The organism is Salinibacter sp. 10B (assembly GCF_002954405.1).
GTDB lineage: Bacteria > Bacteroidota > Rhodothermia > Rhodothermales > Salinibacteraceae > Salinibacter.
Genome location: NZ_MQWC01000004.1, coordinates 3,754,120 through 3,770,020, shown reverse-complemented (window position 1 = coordinate 3,770,020; position 15,901 = coordinate 3,754,120). Strand labels below are relative to the sequence as shown.

Genomic DNA, 15,901 nt, shown 5'->3' with positions numbered 1-15,901 from the left:
TTTACTCCGACTTTTTGTACTCCCTGTGGCATCATTTCCCACCATTGGTATTCTCGGCGGCGGCCAGCTCGGCAAAATGATGGCGGCCGAAGCCGTTCGGATGAGCGTAAATGTCCGCCTGCTCTCTCCCAAAGATGCAGGGCCCATGCAGTTTTACGCCGGGGCCGAATCCGGGGATTGGACCGATCCCGACGTGCTCCGCAACTTTGGCGCCGACTGCGACGTGATTACGGTCGAGAGCGAATGGGCCCCCGCGGCGGAGGCGGCCGCCGCCCTTTCGTCCGACACGGACGTCTGGCCCTCCCCAAACACCCTGGACGTGATTAAAGATAAGGGGGTACAAAAGCAGCATCTCGCCGACGCCGACTGTCCGGTGCCGGCGTTTGAGTGCTGCGAAACGGTGGAAGAAGCGATCCGTGTGGCCGACGACTTTGGCTATCCGGTCGTACTCAAACAGTACCGCGGTGCGTATGACGGCTACGGCAATGCCACGGTCCACTCAAAAGATGAGCTGCGCGAGGCGTGGCCCGACCTGGCCGCGGACGATGGTCTCATGGTCGAAGTCTTTGCGGAGTTTACGCGAGAGTTGGCCGTGCAGGTGGCGCGTCGACCTGGAGGAGAACAGGTCGTCTACCCGGTCGCCTACACCGAGCAGAAAAACCACCGGTGCCACGCCGTCGAGGTGCCGGCAGCGGTGGATGAGGCCGTGGCCGAGAAGGCCCGCGCGATTGCCCAGCGCTCCGTCGACGCCGTGAATGGCGTGGGCCTCGTAGCGGTGGAGTTATTCGAGATGCCGGACGGCCGCGTACTCGTCAACGAGCTGGCCCCGCGTCCCCACAATACGGGCCATTACTCGATTGAAGGTTGCTACACGTCGCAGTTCGAAAATCACGTGCGGGCCATCCTCGACTGGCCGCTGGGCAGTACGGCGTTGCGCACCCCGACCGCTGTCATGGTGAATGTACTCGGCGAACGAGAGAACACCCCTGCCCAGGCCGATACCCTTCCCGACGCGCTTGCCGTCGAGGGAGTAAGCCCACATATTTACGGCAAGCCCGATGTGCGTCCCGGCCGCAAGATGGGTCACGTGACGGCACTCGGCTCCGACCGAGAGGATGTGCGCGCCCGTGCTGAACGCGCCGCCGACGCCATCCACCTGTAACCCTCATTCCCCCGACTCGTCTTTTTTCCAAACCCTGTTGGTGCTCTATGTCTGACGCTTCTGCTCCTCCCATTGGCATTGCCATGGGCAGCGACTCCGACCTTCCCGTGATGGAGACCGCCGCCGACGTACTCGACGACTTCGACGTCTCCTACGAGATGCGCGTTCTTTCCGCCCACCGCACGCCGGGCGTGATGAAAGAGTACGCCGAAACCGCCCACGAGCGTGGCGTCGAAGTCATCATCGCAGGGGCTGGCGGCGCCGCCCACCTGCCCGGCATGATTGCTGCAAGTACCCCTCTCCCCGTCATCGGCGTGCCCGTGAAGACGAGCAAGCTCAATGGCGTTGACTCGCTGCTTTCCATCGTTCAGATGCCGGGCGGCGTGCCCGTGGGCTCGGTCGCCATCAATGCCGCCGACAACGCCGCCCTCCTTGCCCTCCAGATTCTGGGCACCGGCGACGCGGAACTCCGGCAGAAGATGCTCGACTACAAAGACGACCTGACCGACAAGGTGGCGGAGATGGACGAACGTGTGCAGGAGCAGTCGAGTCCCGAGTAGTTTCTTTTCTCATCCCGGCCCTTCGACTACATGTCTTTTCGCTCTCTTTCCTCCCTGTTGGTTTTGCTGCTCATCTGGTCCGCCGGTGCCGCCTCGGCCCAGCAGGGGCCCCCTCTCCCCTCTCGGCAGCATGCCTCCGCCCTCCAAACGCAATCGGCGCTTCCCGTTGAGTCCCTTCCGTCGGTGGATGAAGCCGCACTACGAGCTGAAGATGCTCGTCGGGCCGACCGGATTGGCCCTGCCCGGTACGGTACGGTGCTCAACACCACCGTTTCGCCGACCCGAGACGGCACGTGGGAACAGCTTCCATCCGGGAACTGGCTCTGGCGTATTCGGCTCCAGTCGCAGGATGCAGTGTCGATGAGTGTCGGTCTCAAGCCTTTTCAACTACCCGAAGGCGCCCAACTCTACCTCTACGGACCGGAGGGCACGCTCGTCCACGGCCCCTACACAAACGACGACGCGACCAACGGCCAGCTTTGGACCCCGCTCGTCCCCGACGCTGAGATTACCCTTGAACTCGAAGTGCCTGCCAATCGTCGCTCGGCCGTTACGCTTCGGGTAGCGGACGTCATCCACGGCTATCGCTCACTTCATTCGGCTCGTACGCCGGGAACCAAATCCGGGACCTGCAACCTCGACGTGGCCTGCGAGGAGGCCGATCCATGGCAGTCGGAAGTGCGGTCGGTCGGGGGGTATACCTTTTCCGAAGGCGAGTCCGCCCTCGTTTGCACGGGGGCCCTCATCAACAACACAGCCGAGGATGGACGCCCCCTCTTCCTGACGGCGGAGCATTGCGTGTCCAACGCCCAAGATGCCGCCAGTATGGTGTTCTACTGGAATGTACAAACCTCTACCTGCCGCACCCCCGGCACTCCGGAAAACGGCACTCAACCCGACTCCCTAGAACCTCAGAACTGGGGTCAAACCTCAACCGGGGCCGTGCTCCGTGCCCGCTACGGAAATGTTCACCGAACGAACAGCATTGCGGGTCGGCCCGATCTCTCACTCGTCGAGGTGGACGACGACATTCCCACCGACTACAATCTTTTTCTGAGCGGCTGGAGTCGTATCGACACGCCCCCCTCAGAAAGCGTCACAATTCACCACCCGCAGGGGCACGGAAAACGCATCAGCTTCGACAACGACCCTGCGCGCGTAACCGGGTACGGTGAGCCCAGTAGTGGGGATACGCACCTCCGAATCGGCGCCTGGGACCTTGGAACGACGGAGCCCGGCTCCTCCGGCTCCCCGCTCTTTAATGAGAACCAGCGGATTGTGGGGGTCCTCTCCGGGGGACTAGCGGGCTGCGTCAACGGAACTGCCGAAGACAACGACGAACCCGACTGGTACGGACATCTCGCTGCTGGCTTTGAAAACGGCGACTACCAGGACCGAACGATTGCGGACGTTCTCGATCCCCTCGACTCGGGAGTCGAAACTCTCGACGGCATCCCGCTGCTGGATAACGACGATAACACCCCACCGGCCAAGATTGATGACCTCACCGTGATCGACCAGGACACGACGTCGATGACGCTTCAATGGACCGCCCCAGGCGACGACGGCGACCAGGGAACTGCTGTCTCCTACAAGCTGCGATACGACACGACCCCCATCGAGTCCACCACCGACTTTGCCGAAGCAGAGGCAGCCTCTTCCGTCCCCAATCCCAAACCCGCCAACACGACTCAGACTGCCACGGTGTCCGGCCTGACTCCCGACAGCACGTACTATTATGCAATTCGGGCGATAGACGACGGCCGCAATCAATCGTCAATCGGAACCACCCCGAAGGGGACCCGCCTCATCGATAAGATTCCTCCAGCCCCGATTTCGCGTTTCCACATTCGTCAAGTCAACACGTCGACAGTGGCTGTCACCCTGGAATGGGAGGCCACCGGCGACGATGGACGAAGGGGCACAGCCGAGACCTACGACCTACGCTACGCAAATACGCCCATCAAAACCGAGGAGGACTTCAAGAACGCAACGGTGATTTCCCCCTCGTTGCAACCCGTCCCTCCGCCTCAGCAAGAATCGATCACCGTGGGTCGTCCCGACGGTCTTGAGGAAGAAAAAACCTACCACTTCGCCCTTGTCGCAACCGACAACGCAGGCAACACCACCCCGATCGCAACCCCCGAGGACACAGCTGTCCTGACGAAAACCGTCAGGATCACCGAGGGCGGCCTCATCTCGGAGCAATCTTCCGCCGAGACCCAGTTCGTCGTCACCAAGACCCAGTCCCTGCGAGTGGAACTCTACGACCTCTTGGGACGCCAAGTAGGGGTGCTGTTCGAAGACCGGGTCCGGGAGGGCTTTGAGAATACCCTCCGCTACGACACAATCTCCCTCTCGACCGGCCCCTACTTCCTCCGCTTCGTTGGAGAAACCTTCACGGAAACCCGAAAAATTATGGTGGTCCACTAGGGACGCCCCTTTAGCGGGCCCCATTCCACACGATGCGGGCGTACCGGCGCTTGCCCACCTTCAGAACGAACGGTGCCCGCTCGGACACGTCCACGTACAGTCCGGTGTCTTCCACCGTCTCGTCGTCGATGGAAACAGCCCCCTGCTCGATGAGGCGCCGCCCCTCGCTGTTTGACTCTGTAAGCCCGGCGTTCCGCATCAAATTCAGGAGTCCAACCTCCTCCCCCGCCTCGGCATCCGGGGCGTGCTCGTCCATCTCGTCCGGCGTGCCTCCCTCTACAACGGTCTGCTCAAAATGATCTTGCGCGGCATCGGCCTCGTCTTCACTGTGGTACATGGCCACAATGCGACGGGCGAGTTGCGCTTTTGCCGCCCGCGGGTTTTCGTCGGCAAACGTCTTGACCTTCGGCAGCTCGTCGGTCGGTACGTCCGTAATGAGCTCCACGTATCGGTAGATGAGGTCGTCCGGTATGGACATGACCTTTCCGTACATGTCCTCCGGAGCCTCCGTAATGCCGATGGCATTGTCGAGAGACTTGGACATCTTCTCCGTGCCGTCGGTCCCCTCCAGCAACGGCAGCATCATGCACACCTGCGGGTCCTGGCCCTGTGCTTCCTGAATTTGGCGCCCCAGTAGCAAGTTAAAGCGCTGGTCGGTTCCGCCCAGCTCCACGTCCGCCTCAATGTGCACCGAGTCCTGCGCCTGTGCCAAGGGATAGAGAAACTCGTGGATGCTAATGGGCTTCCCCGCCTCGTAGCGATTGCTAAAGTCCTCCCGCTCCAACATCCGCGCCACAGTCTGCTGTGCCGAGAGCTCAATCACGTCGCTGAACGACATCTCATCGAGCCACTCGGAATTGTAGAGTATCTCCGTTTTCTCCGGGTCGAGGATGCGCGTCGCTTGTTCGTAATAGGTCCGTCCGTGCTGGCGCGTCTCCTCAAGCGTAAGCTGCGGCCGCGTCTTGGACCGTCCCGACGGATCGCCGATCATGCCGGTAAAATCGCCGACGATGAGAATGGCCCGGTGACCCAGATCCTGAAACTGCCGGAGCTTGCGGAGCACGACCGTGTGGCCGAGGTGCAAGTCCGGGCGGCTCGGATCGCACCCAAGCTTTACGGTGAGAGGCGTCTCGGTTTCTCGCGATTGTTCGACTTTCTCGACGAGCTCATCTTCGGGAATGAGCTCCTCCACCCCGCGGCGGAGAACCTCCATCTGCTCGTCAACTGGTGGAAAGGCCATGTTCGGTTGCTGATCGACTGGTGGTGAGAAATGAATCTGACAAAAGGGATGTCTGAATAGGGGCCATGGGGACCTCCCCTGACGGCAAACAATGGACCGCGTCTCCCCACGCGCCTCCGCCCCCTTTCGGCAGCAGTCGGTCGTTTGCAGTCAGCAGTCCCAATCGTCCCTTCTCTAGAATACCCTGTGCTCGTACTCTTCGTATGTCACGTTTCAAGCGATCTCAAAATCCACGTCGGGGTACTCCGAACGAGCGCAATCTAGGGTCAAGTCGAGGCACCTATCAAGGAATCATCGGCTCCGGTAGGAATCGTACTCGACGAGGGACATCCGAGAGCTTTTTGATCGAGATGACAGGCCAGAAGTTGGGAGGTTCGAAATCGCAGCTTCAAACCCTGGTTGGCGAGACGTTCACTGCCTGTGACGTCGTGGATCTTACGCCTTGGAGCATCTGCGTTCGCCCGGTAGTTCCACTACAAACCCATCCCTCCCCCATTACCGAACGCAACACTAGAGGTTGTACTTCCGCTTCGTCTGCTCCATGCGCCGCTTCTCTTCTCGCTCCTTGATGGCTTGGCGCTTGTCGTGCTTTTTTCGGCCCTTTGCGAGCCCAATTTTCAACTTCGCCCAGCCATCGCGAAAGTAGAGCTCTAGAGGCACAATGGTGTAGCGCTTCTTCTCTGCCATATCCCCCCACTTCTGAATCTCCTCATCGTGCATAAGGAGCTTGCGATCACGGCGCGGCTCGTGCCCAAACGGCCCGGCCTGATCATACGGCTTGATGTACATCCCGTGGATCTTCATCTCGCCGTACCGATCCACCTGGCAGTACGCCCCGTCGAGGCTGACCTTGCCCTGGCGCACCGACTTCACCTCGGACCCCTCGAGGACGAGCCCCGCCTCCAGCGTCTCCTCAATGTCGTACTCAAACTGCGCTTTTTTATTGCGCTCAACAACCTCAACCCCTTCTGCCATGACTGCACTGGTGGGCTCAATGAGAGAGACGACCGTGGCATCCTACACCTTGAGCATTCACGACTCGGACTCCTCCTCTTCTTCCTCCTCCTCGTCATCAAGGAAGACAAACGGCAGATCTGGGACGTCTTCCGTCACGTCGTAATAAAAGAGATACTTCCGAAACTCCGTGAGGCTCGCGATGGCCAATTTGTCGAGGCCCGTCCGCAGATCTTCCCGGTAAAAAGCGTTCAGGGTCTTAGAGGTCTCCTGTGCCTGCACCCACACGTCGCGGTTCTCTTCCGCCGCACGTGCCGAGGCAATCAGCGCCTCAATCATCTCATCCGACGCCTGATCGCGCTTGGTGACATAAAGCCCCCATACCATCGGGTAGTTCGTGAGCTCGTACCATTCCTGCCCCACATCAATCGTAAAGGGCTCCGTCTGAAACGACGGCACGTTGGGCCCCACCAGCAGCGACGCGTCCTCGTCCACCTCTAGAAGCTCTTTGGGGGAGTGATCGTCGTACGGGACAAACGTCGGGTCCACACCGTAATGTTCGTGCATGATGATGCGAGTGACGACACGCTCCTGTGCCACCCGCCGGTCGTAGGCAATGGTTTCGGGAAAGTCGTGCAGCCCCCCGCTCCATATCAATTTCGCGTACGGGTAGTCCCAAGACACGAGCCCGACACTCGGAATCACGTCGATCGCATCACTTGCCTGGAGGGCAAGCATCGTCGGCAGCAGCGCCACGTCCACATCGTCCTCCACGAACCGCGCCGCGCACTCCTCCGGGCGGTAGCGCTTGATGGAAAACGGGTTCTCGACCGCGCCCGAGGTAAACCCGGAAATGAGAAACTCAGCCGGTGGGTAATCCCAAGTTGCGAGCTCCATACGCTGTTGGATTCATGACAGGGTCGTGCCGGGCCATCATCTCCCAATGGCTATTCCTACTCGTCCTGCACGCGCTCCTTTACGCGGGCAGACTTGCCGACTCGATCCCGAAGGAACGAGAGGTTGGACCGGCGCACCTTTCCGCGCCGCGTGACCTCAATCTCGGCAATCCGAGGAGAGTGAATCGGGAAAATTCGCTCGACGCCGGTGCCTTCCGTCATCTTTCGAACCGTAAAGGTTTCGCTGGACCCGGACCCGCGCCGGTTGAGACAGATGCCCTCAAACTTCTGGATCCGCTCTTTTTCGCCTTCTACCACGCGCAGATGGACATTCACAGTGTCCCCCACGTCGAAGTCGGGGACGTCGTCCCGGAACTGCGTGGCCTCGACGACGCTCATTAGATCAGTAGACATGGCTCTCAATTGGGTTGTCGATCAAAAGGAATGTCGAAAAAACAAAGGGACGCCGGATCGCCTATGACGACTCCGGCAATAGGTCGGGGCGGCGGTCGCGCGTCTTTTCGAGACGCTTTTCGTCTCTCCACTCTTCCACCCGCTGGTGATCGCCGGAGCGCAGCACCTCGGGCACCGAGCGGCCCCGGTATTCCGCCGGACGAGTGTAGACGGGGGCATCAAGCAATCCGTCCTGGAATGAATCGGTCAGCGCGGACGACGCATCGCCGAGCACCCCGGGCAGCAGCCGCACCACCGCGTCAATAAGAACAAGGGCGGGCAGCTCGCCGCCGCTAAGCACAAAATCACCAATCGAAAGTTCTCTCGTAACCAGCCCGTCACGCACCCGCTGGTCAATGCCTTTGTAATGCCCCGCAAGCAAAACCAAGTGGTCATGCATTGTCAGCCGGTTTACGATCGGCTGATCGATCTGCTCCCCATCCGGGGTCAGAAAAATGACTTCATCGGGCTCGCCGTGTTCATCTTCGATTGCTTCGACGCACCGAAAAATCGGCTCAGGCTTGAGCACCATGCCCGCTCCCCCTCCATAGGGAAAGTCGTCAATCTGCCGGTGCTTCCCCACGGCGTGCTCCCGAAGGTCGTGCACGGCAATCTCAACGGCCCCACTGTCCTGCGCCCGCCGCACGATGCTATGCTGCAGCGGACCGTCGACGAGACCGGGCAGGGCTGTGATGACATCGATACGCATGACGAATTCGGCCGTCCAAAAGTGGGATGCGAGCAACCGAGGACCGAGCGCAGCGAGGACGTGCTGCCTCAGTGCCGGCCATTCGTACGGGTACAGAAAACAAATGCAGAGCTAATCGAGAAGCCCTTCAATGGGACGCACCACGAGCCGGCCGCCTTCCAAGTCAACCTCAAGGATAAAATCCTCTACGGCCGGAATCATGGCCTCCGAGCCATCAGAACGCGTGACGACAAACACGTCTTGCGCAGGCATCTCCATGTAGTTGGCCACGGTTCCCAGCTCTTCTCCCTCTTCGGTCAAGACTGAAAGGCCCACGAGGTCATGAATGAAGACCTCGTCGTCTTCCAACTCCAGGTCCTCCTCGTGGGCAAATACCTTCTGCTTCATCACCGCCTCGGCATCTGTGCGCGACGCAATGTCCGCCAGGCCGAGGATCACCGTCGTCCCTCGCTTCGTCTGCTGGTAGCGCACCGACGCAATCGTGTGCTGAACGACGGCGTGCGGATGCTTTCCGACATACACCGTGTCCAGCTCCTCGTAGCGGGCCGGATCGTCGGTATGTTCGGGATTGATCTTGAGCTCCCCCGCGATCCCGTGGGGGCGGAAGACGAAGCCGATCTGTACCATCGCCTCCGGTGCTACATCGGCGTAGTCGGGCGTCGCCGCAGCCGAGTCGGACGAAGGTTCAGAGGAAGAAGGCATCGAACAGAGGGTCGGTGCAAAAACGGACAGGGCTATTCTTCGTCTTCGTCCGGCTCCTCATCAACGTCCGCTTCCGCGTCGGCCTCGGCGTCAGCTTCATCGGCATCGGCCTCTGTCTCTTCGGCCTCGTCCTCAACTCCCGAGAGAGGCGTGGCCTGGGCCCGAAGACGAGCCTCTTTGTCAAGGTCTTCCGCCCGCTCACGCTCCTTTTCCAGCGCGTCGGCACCCTGCGGCTGCACGGCCATTTTCAAATCGTCGCCCTGCTGGGCCATCCGATCCCGAAACTCGGACACTTTCTCCTCAATTACGTCGGCCGGCTCGCCCTTTTGCTTCAGATGATTCTGCAGCATCAGGCCCCGGCGGTAGAGGATTGACCGTACCGTATCGCTGGGCTGTGCCCCGTTGTCGAGCCAATAGAGGGCTCGCTCTTCGTCGAGGCGCACCTCTGCGGGGTCTCGAAGCGGAAAGTAGCGGCCAATGTCCTCGATGTAGCGACCGTCTCGTGCATTGCGCGAGTCGGCGGCAACGATCGAATAAACCGGAATTTTTTTGCGCCCTATGCGGCGCAATCGAAGTTTGACGGACACGTCGGTCTAGGGTCGAGTGTTCTAAAAAACGTTCTAGGGAAAACAAGCGGGTGCCTCCGTTCCCCGAAGACACACCAACAAAGGCAAAACAAAAACTACCGAGGACTCGGGCTGGGCCCGCCCCCGCCCCCAGTAAGCTTATCCATGAGGTTCGACATGCTGACGTCCCGCCCCTGACTCGTCAGCTTCTGCATCGTCTTCATCATCTTCTTCATCTCATTGAACTGGCTGATGAGCTGGTTCACGTCTCGAACCTCGACGCCGCTTCCCCGAGCAATGCGGCGGCGGCGCATGCCGTTCAAAATTTCGGGACGCGACCGCTCCTCTGGCGTCATCGACTGGATCATGGCTTCAATATGCTTAAAGGCATCCTCGTCGATGTCCAGATCGCTGATCTTGTTGCCAACGCCTGGAATCATGCCCATCAGATCCTTCAGGGATCCCATGTTCTGAATCCGCTGAAGCTGATCGTAGAAATCCTGCAGGTCAAAGTCGTCCGACTGAATCTTTTCCTGAAGCCGCTCAGCCTCCTTCTGGTCGTACTCCTCCTGGGCTCGCTCCACGAACGACACCACGTCCCCCATCCCCAGGATGCGCTGGGCCATACGGTCGGGGTAAAACGGCGTAAGCGCGTCGAGCTTCTCGCCGGTAGAGGCAAACTTGATCGGCTTATTGACGACGGTGCGGATGGAGAGGGCAGCCCCCCCGCGCGTGTCGCCGTCCAGCTTCGTAAGGACGACGCCGTCGTAGTCGAGCTGCTCGTTGAATTCCTTTGCCGTATTGACGGCATCCTGCCCCGTCATGCTGTCCACGACGAAGAGCGTCTCGTTTGGTTCGACGGCGCCCTTGATGTCAGCCACCTCCTGCATCATCTGCTCGTCGATGTGCATTCGGCCGGCCGTGTCGATAATCACTACGTCACGCGCCGTTTCGCGAGCTTCCTCCACTGCCTCGTCGGCGACACGAACCGCATCTTCTACAATTTCTCCCTCCTCCTCAATGGAATAAACCGGCACACCCACCTGATCGGCCAGCTTCTTGAGCTGGTCCACGGCGGCGGGGCGGTACACGTCCGAAGCCGCCAGTAGCGGTGCGTGTCCCTGCTTGCGCAGGTGACGGGCAAGCTTGGCACTGAAGGTCGTCTTGCCGGACCCCTGTAGGCCCGCGACAAGAATCACCGTTGGCGGCGTTTCGGCCATCTCGATCTCCTCGTGCTCCCCGCCCAGCACTCGCGCGAGCTCGTCGTAGACGATCTTGGTGAGCTGCTGTCCCGGGGTCACGGAGTTGAGGACATCCTCTCCGGTGGCCGCCTCCTTCACGTTGTTCGTGAAGTCCTTGGCCACCTGGTAGTTCACGTCCGCATTCAGAAGCGCACGTCGGATCTCCCGCATCGTCTCGGCCACATTCACCTCGTTGATGCGGCCCTGACCCGTCACGGACTGCAGCGCCCCCTCAAGTTTTTCGGACAGGTTCTCAAACATAGATCCACGATCGCTTCAACAGTGTGCAGTGCCAACGGCCTATCCCCTCCGGATAAAAGAACCGCCCCCCCTTCACATTTTCTTTTAGGGGAAAAAGCGGCTTATCCGGTTCCTATACGCGACTGAGACCCGAAAACGATCCTGCCGATAGGGGGTGTTCATCCATAATTCGCTGCTCCCCCCTCGATGCTCCCTGGTAACAGTTCATCGTGCGAATGCGTCATTATCGGACCACCGGTGGTAGCCCTCTTCGGCATGATCGATTCCCTCTACTTGGGGAGAAGTCGATGAAGATCGCTCTTTATAGAGACGACCCTCTCCCGTCTTCTGAGAGATTGCTGGTAGACGTTCGGGGGAAGGGACAGGATCGTTTCCTCCTTTCGAAGCATTCAATCTTGGAACTGGACCTTTCAGAATCCACGGGGTGCTATGCCCTCCTCTGTTGCGTCTCGCTCCAAAGATGAGTGGCGAGAGCACTTCCGGACTCTTCGACGTGGCCTGTCCCCTGCCCGATACGCGGCGCTGGGCACTCTCATTGGCAGCCGCGCACTGTCGCTTTCTCCCGTGGCTCAGGCGTCGGTGGTGCACGTGTACTGGCCCCTGCCCGAACAGGGAGAGGTCGATACGCGCCCACTCATCGGAGCGCTGCGGGGGCAGGGCAAAACGGTGGTGCTCCCCGTGGTGACGAGTTACGATCCAGCCGCCCCTACAATGGAGCACCGACGGTACGACGGGCATTCCGCCACGACAACGAACCGGTGGGGCATCCGGGAGCCCGCCAACACAGCCCAGGTCTCCCCCGATGCGCTTGATGTCGTACTTGTGCCGGCCCTGGGCGTGGACCAACGAGGCAACCGCATTGGACACGGCTCCGGCTACTACGACGCGTTTCTTCGGCATGTGGACGTGCCCTGCATCGCACTCATATACGCCGACTGCTTCGTGTCGCACCTTCCATCTGCCCCGCACGACATTCCCGTCACAACGGTCGTCACCGAGCGACGATGCTTCTCCCTTTCGTCCTCCTAACTCCAGTTGTCTCTTCGTTATTCCCTTCGGGACCATGGCCAACCGCGAACGTACTCGTTCTCCTTCCTCTTCGGACTCTTCCTCGCCCCAAAACGATGCCTTCGACGTAGGACGCACGACCCTCGACCTCGAACACATCTCTGACGAGGAGCTGGAATCGCTCTACTTCGAGGACGATGAGAAGGACGAGGCGAGTCTTCTGAACGTGCAAACCATCTCGGGACTGAGCCTCATCCTGGCAGGCATCGTGTACCTGCTTACGGAGATCGGGGTTTGGGCAGACCCGGCGCTCCTTGGGCTCAACGCCGCTCTGCCCTGGCTGATTGGTATCTTCGTTATTCTCGTAGGGTTCGGCGTACTCACCTGGCGCCCCTCGTCCTCGTCGGACGACGCTGAGCGCCCTACCCAGAAGGCGGTGGACGCCAATACCGGCGAGACGAAAGTGGTAGAAGGCCCGAAGAAAACCTCTAAAAAGCGTCTCCGACGGTCGCGGACGGACAAAAAGTTCCTGGGCGTCTGCGGCGGAATCGCCGAGTACCTGAACCTGGACCCAACGCTCGTGCGCATCGCGTTCGTGATCGGGGTCATTAGTTCGTTCGGCCCGCTGGTGCTGGCCTACTTTGGCCTGGCCTTCGCCATGCCGAAGGAGGAGCCCCTCTCCCCCGAAGAGCGGCTGTCCATTATTCGGGACGATGACTGATGCTCGCGTTCAATGTGTAGGCCCCGTTTATTCGGAGACGTCCGCCGCAAGAGGTCGGATTGCGTATTTCCTGGATCTCCCCAAGTGCGTGATCCGCAATACGAAATATGCAATACGGACGTGTAGGCAGCCGGCATCAGCGACCGTTATACCTCAACCGGTTCTGGTTGAGTCCCCGCCAGTGCCTCGTGCATCGCCTCCGGGCGGAGATGCGTGCGCACGGCCTCGTTCACGTCGTCGAGCGTCAGGGCCTCAATCTCTTCGGGAAAGCGATCCAGGTAGTCAAGATCGAACCCGCGCTCAGCATTGGTGAGGATGGACTGGGCCAATCGCTGTGTCGTCGCGAGCCCCACTGCGTAGGAGCCAGTAATCGTGGTTTTCTTGCTTCCCAGCTCGTCTTCGGTCGCCCCCTCCTCCACAAATTGCCGGATTACGTCCTTTGTCGCGGCAATTCCCTCCTCCAACGCATCGTGGCTGAGGGTGACACTGGTCTGCCAGTATCCTGAATAGCGCGTGGAGACGCCCGAAAGCCCTGAGCCGATATGATAGGTGAGCCCCTTCTCGTCCCGCACCGTCGCCATGAGCCGAGCCGCAAAATCGCCGCCCAGAATGTAGTTGCCCACATAGAGGGCGGGATAGTCATCGTGGTCCCGTCGGATCGGAACGGCGTGCCCCATTCGTACATCGACATTCGACTTGTCGGGCATCGGGACCACGCTTCTTCCAACGTCTGCCTCCGACACGCCGTCCGTGTCGTGGCTCGGCGCCGTGTCGTGCGGCGTCCACCCCGCAAATGTATCGTCCACGACCGACGCCACTGCGTCGTGCTCCAGATCCCCAACCACTGCCAACGTCCATTCGGTCGCCCCGAAGTGAGCGGCGTGGTACGCCCGAACGTCGTCGAGCGTAATCTGCTGAAGCTCACGCATCACCGTCTCCGGCGCCTCGCTGTAATTGGGATGCCCTCGGCCAAAGAGACGACGCGTGAGGGCCGCAGAGGCTTGTGCGCTGGTCTTTTCCATCCGGCGCTGCACGTCTGCGAGGGCCTGAGCCTGGGCTTTTTCGAACTCCTCTTGCTGAAACGAGGGCGTTCGCAGCATTTCCGCCAGCACATCCATCACGCGGGGCAGATCTTCTGTCAGCGCGCGCCCTGAAACGTCGATGTAGAGGCCGTCGCTCGACAGGTTAAGCTTTGCGCCGCAATCTTCGAGGACGCGGGCAAGCTCAAACCGGTCCCGCTGTTCCGTCCCCTTGTCGAGAAGTGAGACGGTCAATTCTTGTAGCAGGTCGTCGCCGGCGGCAAGATTGGGGTAGGCCAAAAACGACCCCCGCCACGACACGATGTCGTCAACGGACGTCTGGAGGGTGAGCAATCGTCCCGGACCGGCCTCACGATCCTGAACCCGAGAGGCAAGATTCGGACTAGAAGTAGACATGTGATCCACGATGGATAAATAGAAATACGAAGGAAAGGGCCATGCGCTTCGCGTGGTCCTGTGAAGGCATAAATCGGAACCCGTGATTTCGTTTGCCATGCCCGCTGCCCCAACGCAGGAGCATGTCTTCCCGCCCCCGATTTCACGCATCACGATTCACGCATCACTCTTCAAGACGCACTCGGCACATACCACCCGACGGTGCTGGTGTCGTCGGTAAGATACGTCTGGGCGACCCGCTGAATATCGTCTACCGTCACCTCCCCCAAACGATCGAGGTACTGGGTGTAGAGCTTCCAATCCCCGGCGGCCAGGGCCTCGTTGAGCTGAGAGGCTACCTTCATCGGCCCGTCGCGGTCGAACGCGATTTGCGCACGGAGCTGGCTGCGAGCACGGTCGAGCTCCTCCTGCGTCACGCCCTCGTCGCGGATCTTCTGAATCTCTTCGTGGATGGCTGCCTCCACCGTTTCGTGATCCGTCTCGGGCGCCAAGTACCCGAAGACCGAAAACAACCCCGGATCGCGGAGGCGAAAGTTCATGCCGAACACGTCGCTCGTGAGCCCCTGGTCCGTACAGCGCTGAAAAAGACGGCTGCCCTTGCCGGAGGCGAGGATGCGGGCCAGCACATCGAGCGCGTCGGAGTCTGGCTCCACGGCCGGCGGGGACTTGTAGCTCATAAGCACGGCTCCCAGCTGTCCGTCCTGCCTCACCGTTACCCGCCGCTGTCCGGTCTGCTCGGGCTCCTCCGTCGTGACCTGCGGAATGTCGTGCGGCGCTGCGTCGTGCTTGCCAAAGTGATCGGCGACTTCATTCAGGGCGGTGGGACGATCGAAGTTGCCGACAATGGAGACGGTGGCGTTGTTCGGCCAGTAGAACGTATCGTAGTACTCCCGCAGCCCATCGGCGGTGATGGTTTCGATGTCGCTCTTCCACCCGATCGTCGGGTGGTGATAGGGATGTGCGGTAAATGCGGCCGCCCACACTTCGTCGAAGAGGCGCGACACCGGCTGATTCTGGTTGCGATCCCGCTCGTTGAGAATCACCGTCCGCTCCGACTCCACGTCCTGCGGGTCGAGGAGCGCCCCGCGCATTCGGTCGGCCTCGATGTCGAGCGCCAACGGCAGGTGCTCAGTGGGTAGCATTTCGTAGTAGTTCGTCCGGTCCAGCCACGTGGAGGCGTTCACCTTGGCCCCCACGCGCTGCAGGGTCTCAAAAATCGAGGTGCCCTTCCGCTTGTGGTAGCGCTCCGTGCCCTTGAACATGAGGTGCTCCAGCATGTGAGTGGCACCGGTGTGACCCGTGCGCTCGTTGCGGCTGCCCACGTGATACGTTACCATCGACGTGGCGACCGGCGCTCCGTCCTGCGGCAGCAAAAGAACGCGCAACCCATTATCGGTCAGGCGGTAGCACTCGATGCCGTCGGACCCCTCCTCAAACTCAAAGGCGGCGGGAATGGCAGGCGAAGAATCAGCGACAGTCGTCTGGTTCATATAGCTGAGGTTGAGAGTATTCTTCGATTCAAAGCCGTTCGTCCCGTATTGCGTGTTTCGTATCCCTAA

The 15,901-nt window shown here is 60.4% G+C and carries 15 protein-coding genes; 5 read left to right on the top strand and 10 right to left on the bottom strand.

The genetic code is table 11. The features are described from left to right. Nucleotides 1-25: 25 nt before the first annotated feature. The 3 genes from purK to BSZ35_RS15295 are packed head-to-tail and all read left to right on the top strand — an operon-like array spanning nucleotide 26 to nucleotide 4,155. Complete coding sequence (purK, locus tag BSZ35_RS15305; RefSeq protein ID WP_258096715.1) at nucleotides 26-1,162, top strand: 5-(carboxyamino)imidazole ribonucleotide synthase; 1,137 nt, start codon at nucleotides 26-28, stop codon at nucleotides 1,160-1,162. A 47-nt stretch (nucleotides 1,163-1,209) separates the two neighbouring features. Next, complete coding sequence (purE, locus tag BSZ35_RS15300) at nucleotides 1,210-1,722, top strand: 5-(carboxyamino)imidazole ribonucleotide mutase (protein WP_105013256.1); 513 nt, start codon at nucleotides 1,210-1,212, stop codon at nucleotides 1,720-1,722. Nucleotides 1,723-1,752: 30 nt separating this feature from the next. Next, complete coding sequence (locus tag BSZ35_RS15295; protein ID WP_105013255.1) at nucleotides 1,753-4,155, top strand: fibronectin type III domain-containing protein; 2,403 nt, start codon at nucleotides 1,753-1,755, stop codon at nucleotides 4,153-4,155. 10 nt (nucleotides 4,156-4,165) lie between these two features. Here the strand turns inward: BSZ35_RS15295 and tyrS are convergent, their stop codons facing one another. The 8 genes from tyrS to ffh all read right to left on the bottom strand — a co-directional run bounded on the left by tyrS (nucleotide 4,166) and on the right by ffh (nucleotide 11,177). Further along, nucleotides 4,166-5,395 (bottom strand): tyrosine--tRNA ligase, encoded by a 1,230-nt coding sequence (gene tyrS / locus BSZ35_RS15290; RefSeq protein WP_105013254.1) that lies wholly within the window; start codon nucleotides 5,393-5,395, stop codon nucleotides 4,166-4,168. 510 nt (nucleotides 5,396-5,905) lie between these two features. Beyond that, nucleotides 5,906-6,370 carry an SsrA-binding protein SmpB gene (gene smpB, locus BSZ35_RS15285; protein WP_105013253.1) on the bottom strand — a complete coding sequence of 155 codons (465 nt, stop codon included), beginning with the start codon at nucleotides 6,368-6,370 and terminating at the stop codon, nucleotides 5,906-5,908. 57 nt (nucleotides 6,371-6,427) lie between these two features. After that, complete coding sequence (locus BSZ35_RS15280) at nucleotides 6,428-7,246, bottom strand: MqnA/MqnD/SBP family protein (protein ID WP_105013252.1); 819 nt, start codon at nucleotides 7,244-7,246, stop codon at nucleotides 6,428-6,430. A gap of 56 nt (nucleotides 7,247-7,302) precedes the next feature. Next, nucleotides 7,303-7,659 (bottom strand): 50S ribosomal protein L19, encoded by a 357-nt coding sequence (gene rplS / locus BSZ35_RS15275; protein WP_105013251.1) that lies wholly within the window; start codon nucleotides 7,657-7,659, stop codon nucleotides 7,303-7,305. A gap of 61 nt (nucleotides 7,660-7,720) precedes the next feature. Next, complete coding sequence (gene trmD, locus BSZ35_RS15270; protein ID WP_105013250.1) at nucleotides 7,721-8,407, bottom strand: tRNA (guanosine(37)-N1)-methyltransferase TrmD; 687 nt, start codon at nucleotides 8,405-8,407, stop codon at nucleotides 7,721-7,723. A gap of 111 nt (nucleotides 8,408-8,518) precedes the next feature. Further along, nucleotides 8,519-9,109 carry a ribosome maturation factor RimM gene (gene rimM / locus BSZ35_RS15265; RefSeq protein ID WP_105013249.1) on the bottom strand — a complete coding sequence of 197 codons (591 nt, stop codon included), beginning with the start codon at nucleotides 9,107-9,109 and terminating at the stop codon, nucleotides 8,519-8,521. A 32-nt stretch (nucleotides 9,110-9,141) separates the two neighbouring features. Then, nucleotides 9,142-9,696 carry a 30S ribosomal protein S16 gene (gene rpsP, locus BSZ35_RS20235; RefSeq protein WP_105013248.1) on the bottom strand — a complete coding sequence of 185 codons (555 nt, stop codon included), beginning with the start codon at nucleotides 9,694-9,696 and terminating at the stop codon, nucleotides 9,142-9,144. Nucleotides 9,697-9,791: 95 nt separating this feature from the next. Continuing rightward, the gene (gene ffh, locus BSZ35_RS15255; protein ID WP_105013247.1) at nucleotides 9,792-11,177 is read right to left on the bottom strand and encodes a signal recognition particle protein; all 1,386 of its coding nucleotides are present in this window, start codon (nucleotides 11,175-11,177) and stop codon (nucleotides 9,792-9,794) included. 429 nt (nucleotides 11,178-11,606) lie between these two features. Between ffh and BSZ35_RS15250 the strand changes: the two genes are divergently transcribed. Both BSZ35_RS15250 and BSZ35_RS15245 read left to right on the top strand, forming a co-directional pair. Then, a complete protein-coding gene (locus tag BSZ35_RS15250; RefSeq protein ID WP_105013246.1) occupies nucleotides 11,607-12,206 on the top strand; it encodes a 5-formyltetrahydrofolate cyclo-ligase in 600 nt (199 codons plus the stop codon). A gap of 34 nt (nucleotides 12,207-12,240) precedes the next feature. Continuing rightward, nucleotides 12,241-12,906 carry a PspC domain-containing protein gene (locus BSZ35_RS15245; RefSeq protein ID WP_105013245.1) on the top strand — a complete coding sequence of 222 codons (666 nt, stop codon included), beginning with the start codon at nucleotides 12,241-12,243 and terminating at the stop codon, nucleotides 12,904-12,906. 146 nt (nucleotides 12,907-13,052) lie between these two features. On the opposite strand, the gene BSZ35_RS15240 is transcribed toward BSZ35_RS15245, so the two are convergent. Both BSZ35_RS15240 and BSZ35_RS15235 read right to left on the bottom strand, forming a co-directional pair. Next, on the bottom strand, nucleotides 13,053-14,342 hold the full coding sequence (locus BSZ35_RS15240) for a pitrilysin family protein (protein ID WP_105013244.1): 1,290 nt from the start codon (nucleotides 14,340-14,342) through the stop codon (nucleotides 13,053-13,055). 170 nt (nucleotides 14,343-14,512) lie between these two features. Then, on the bottom strand, nucleotides 14,513-15,832 hold the full coding sequence (locus tag BSZ35_RS15235) for a pitrilysin family protein (protein ID WP_105013243.1): 1,320 nt from the start codon (nucleotides 15,830-15,832) through the stop codon (nucleotides 14,513-14,515). Nucleotides 15,833-15,901 lie beyond the last annotated feature (69 nt).

Bases quoted from the DNA above. Each gene is read 5' to 3' on its own strand.
- purE (WP_105013256.1), top strand. From the start codon at position 1,210: ATGTCTGACGCTTCTGCTCCTCCCATTGGCATTGCCATGGGCAGCGAC.
- BSZ35_RS15295 (WP_105013255.1), top strand. From the start codon at position 1,753: ATGTCTTTTCGCTCTCTTTCCTCCCTGTTGGTTTTGCTGCTCATCTGG.
- tyrS (WP_105013254.1), bottom strand. From the start codon at position 5,395: ATGGCCTTTCCACCAGTTGACGAGCAGATGGAGGTTCTCCGCCGCGGG.
- smpB (WP_105013253.1), bottom strand. From the start codon at position 6,370: ATGGCAGAAGGGGTTGAGGTTGTTGAGCGCAATAAAAAAGCGCAGTTT.
- BSZ35_RS15280 (WP_105013252.1), bottom strand. From the start codon at position 7,246: ATGGAGCTCGCAACTTGGGATTACCCACCGGCTGAGTTTCTCATTTCC.
- rplS (WP_105013251.1), bottom strand. From the start codon at position 7,659: ATGTCTACTGATCTAATGAGCGTCGTCGAGGCCACGCAGTTCCGGGAC.
- trmD (WP_105013250.1), bottom strand. From the start codon at position 8,407: ATGCGTATCGATGTCATCACAGCCCTGCCCGGTCTCGTCGACGGTCCG.
- rimM (WP_105013249.1), bottom strand. From the start codon at position 9,109: ATGCCTTCTTCCTCTGAACCTTCGTCCGACTCGGCTGCGGCGACGCCC.
- ffh (WP_105013247.1), bottom strand. From the start codon at position 11,177: ATGTTTGAGAACCTGTCCGAAAAACTTGAGGGGGCGCTGCAGTCCGTG.
- BSZ35_RS15250 (WP_105013246.1), top strand. From the start codon at position 11,607: ATGCCCTCCTCTGTTGCGTCTCGCTCCAAAGATGAGTGGCGAGAGCAC.
- BSZ35_RS15245 (WP_105013245.1), top strand. From the start codon at position 12,241: ATGGCCAACCGCGAACGTACTCGTTCTCCTTCCTCTTCGGACTCTTCC.
- BSZ35_RS15240 (WP_105013244.1), bottom strand. From the start codon at position 14,342: ATGTCTACTTCTAGTCCGAATCTTGCCTCTCGGGTTCAGGATCGTGAG.
- BSZ35_RS15235 (WP_105013243.1), bottom strand. From the start codon at position 15,832: ATGAACCAGACGACTGTCGCTGATTCTTCGCCTGCCATTCCCGCCGCC.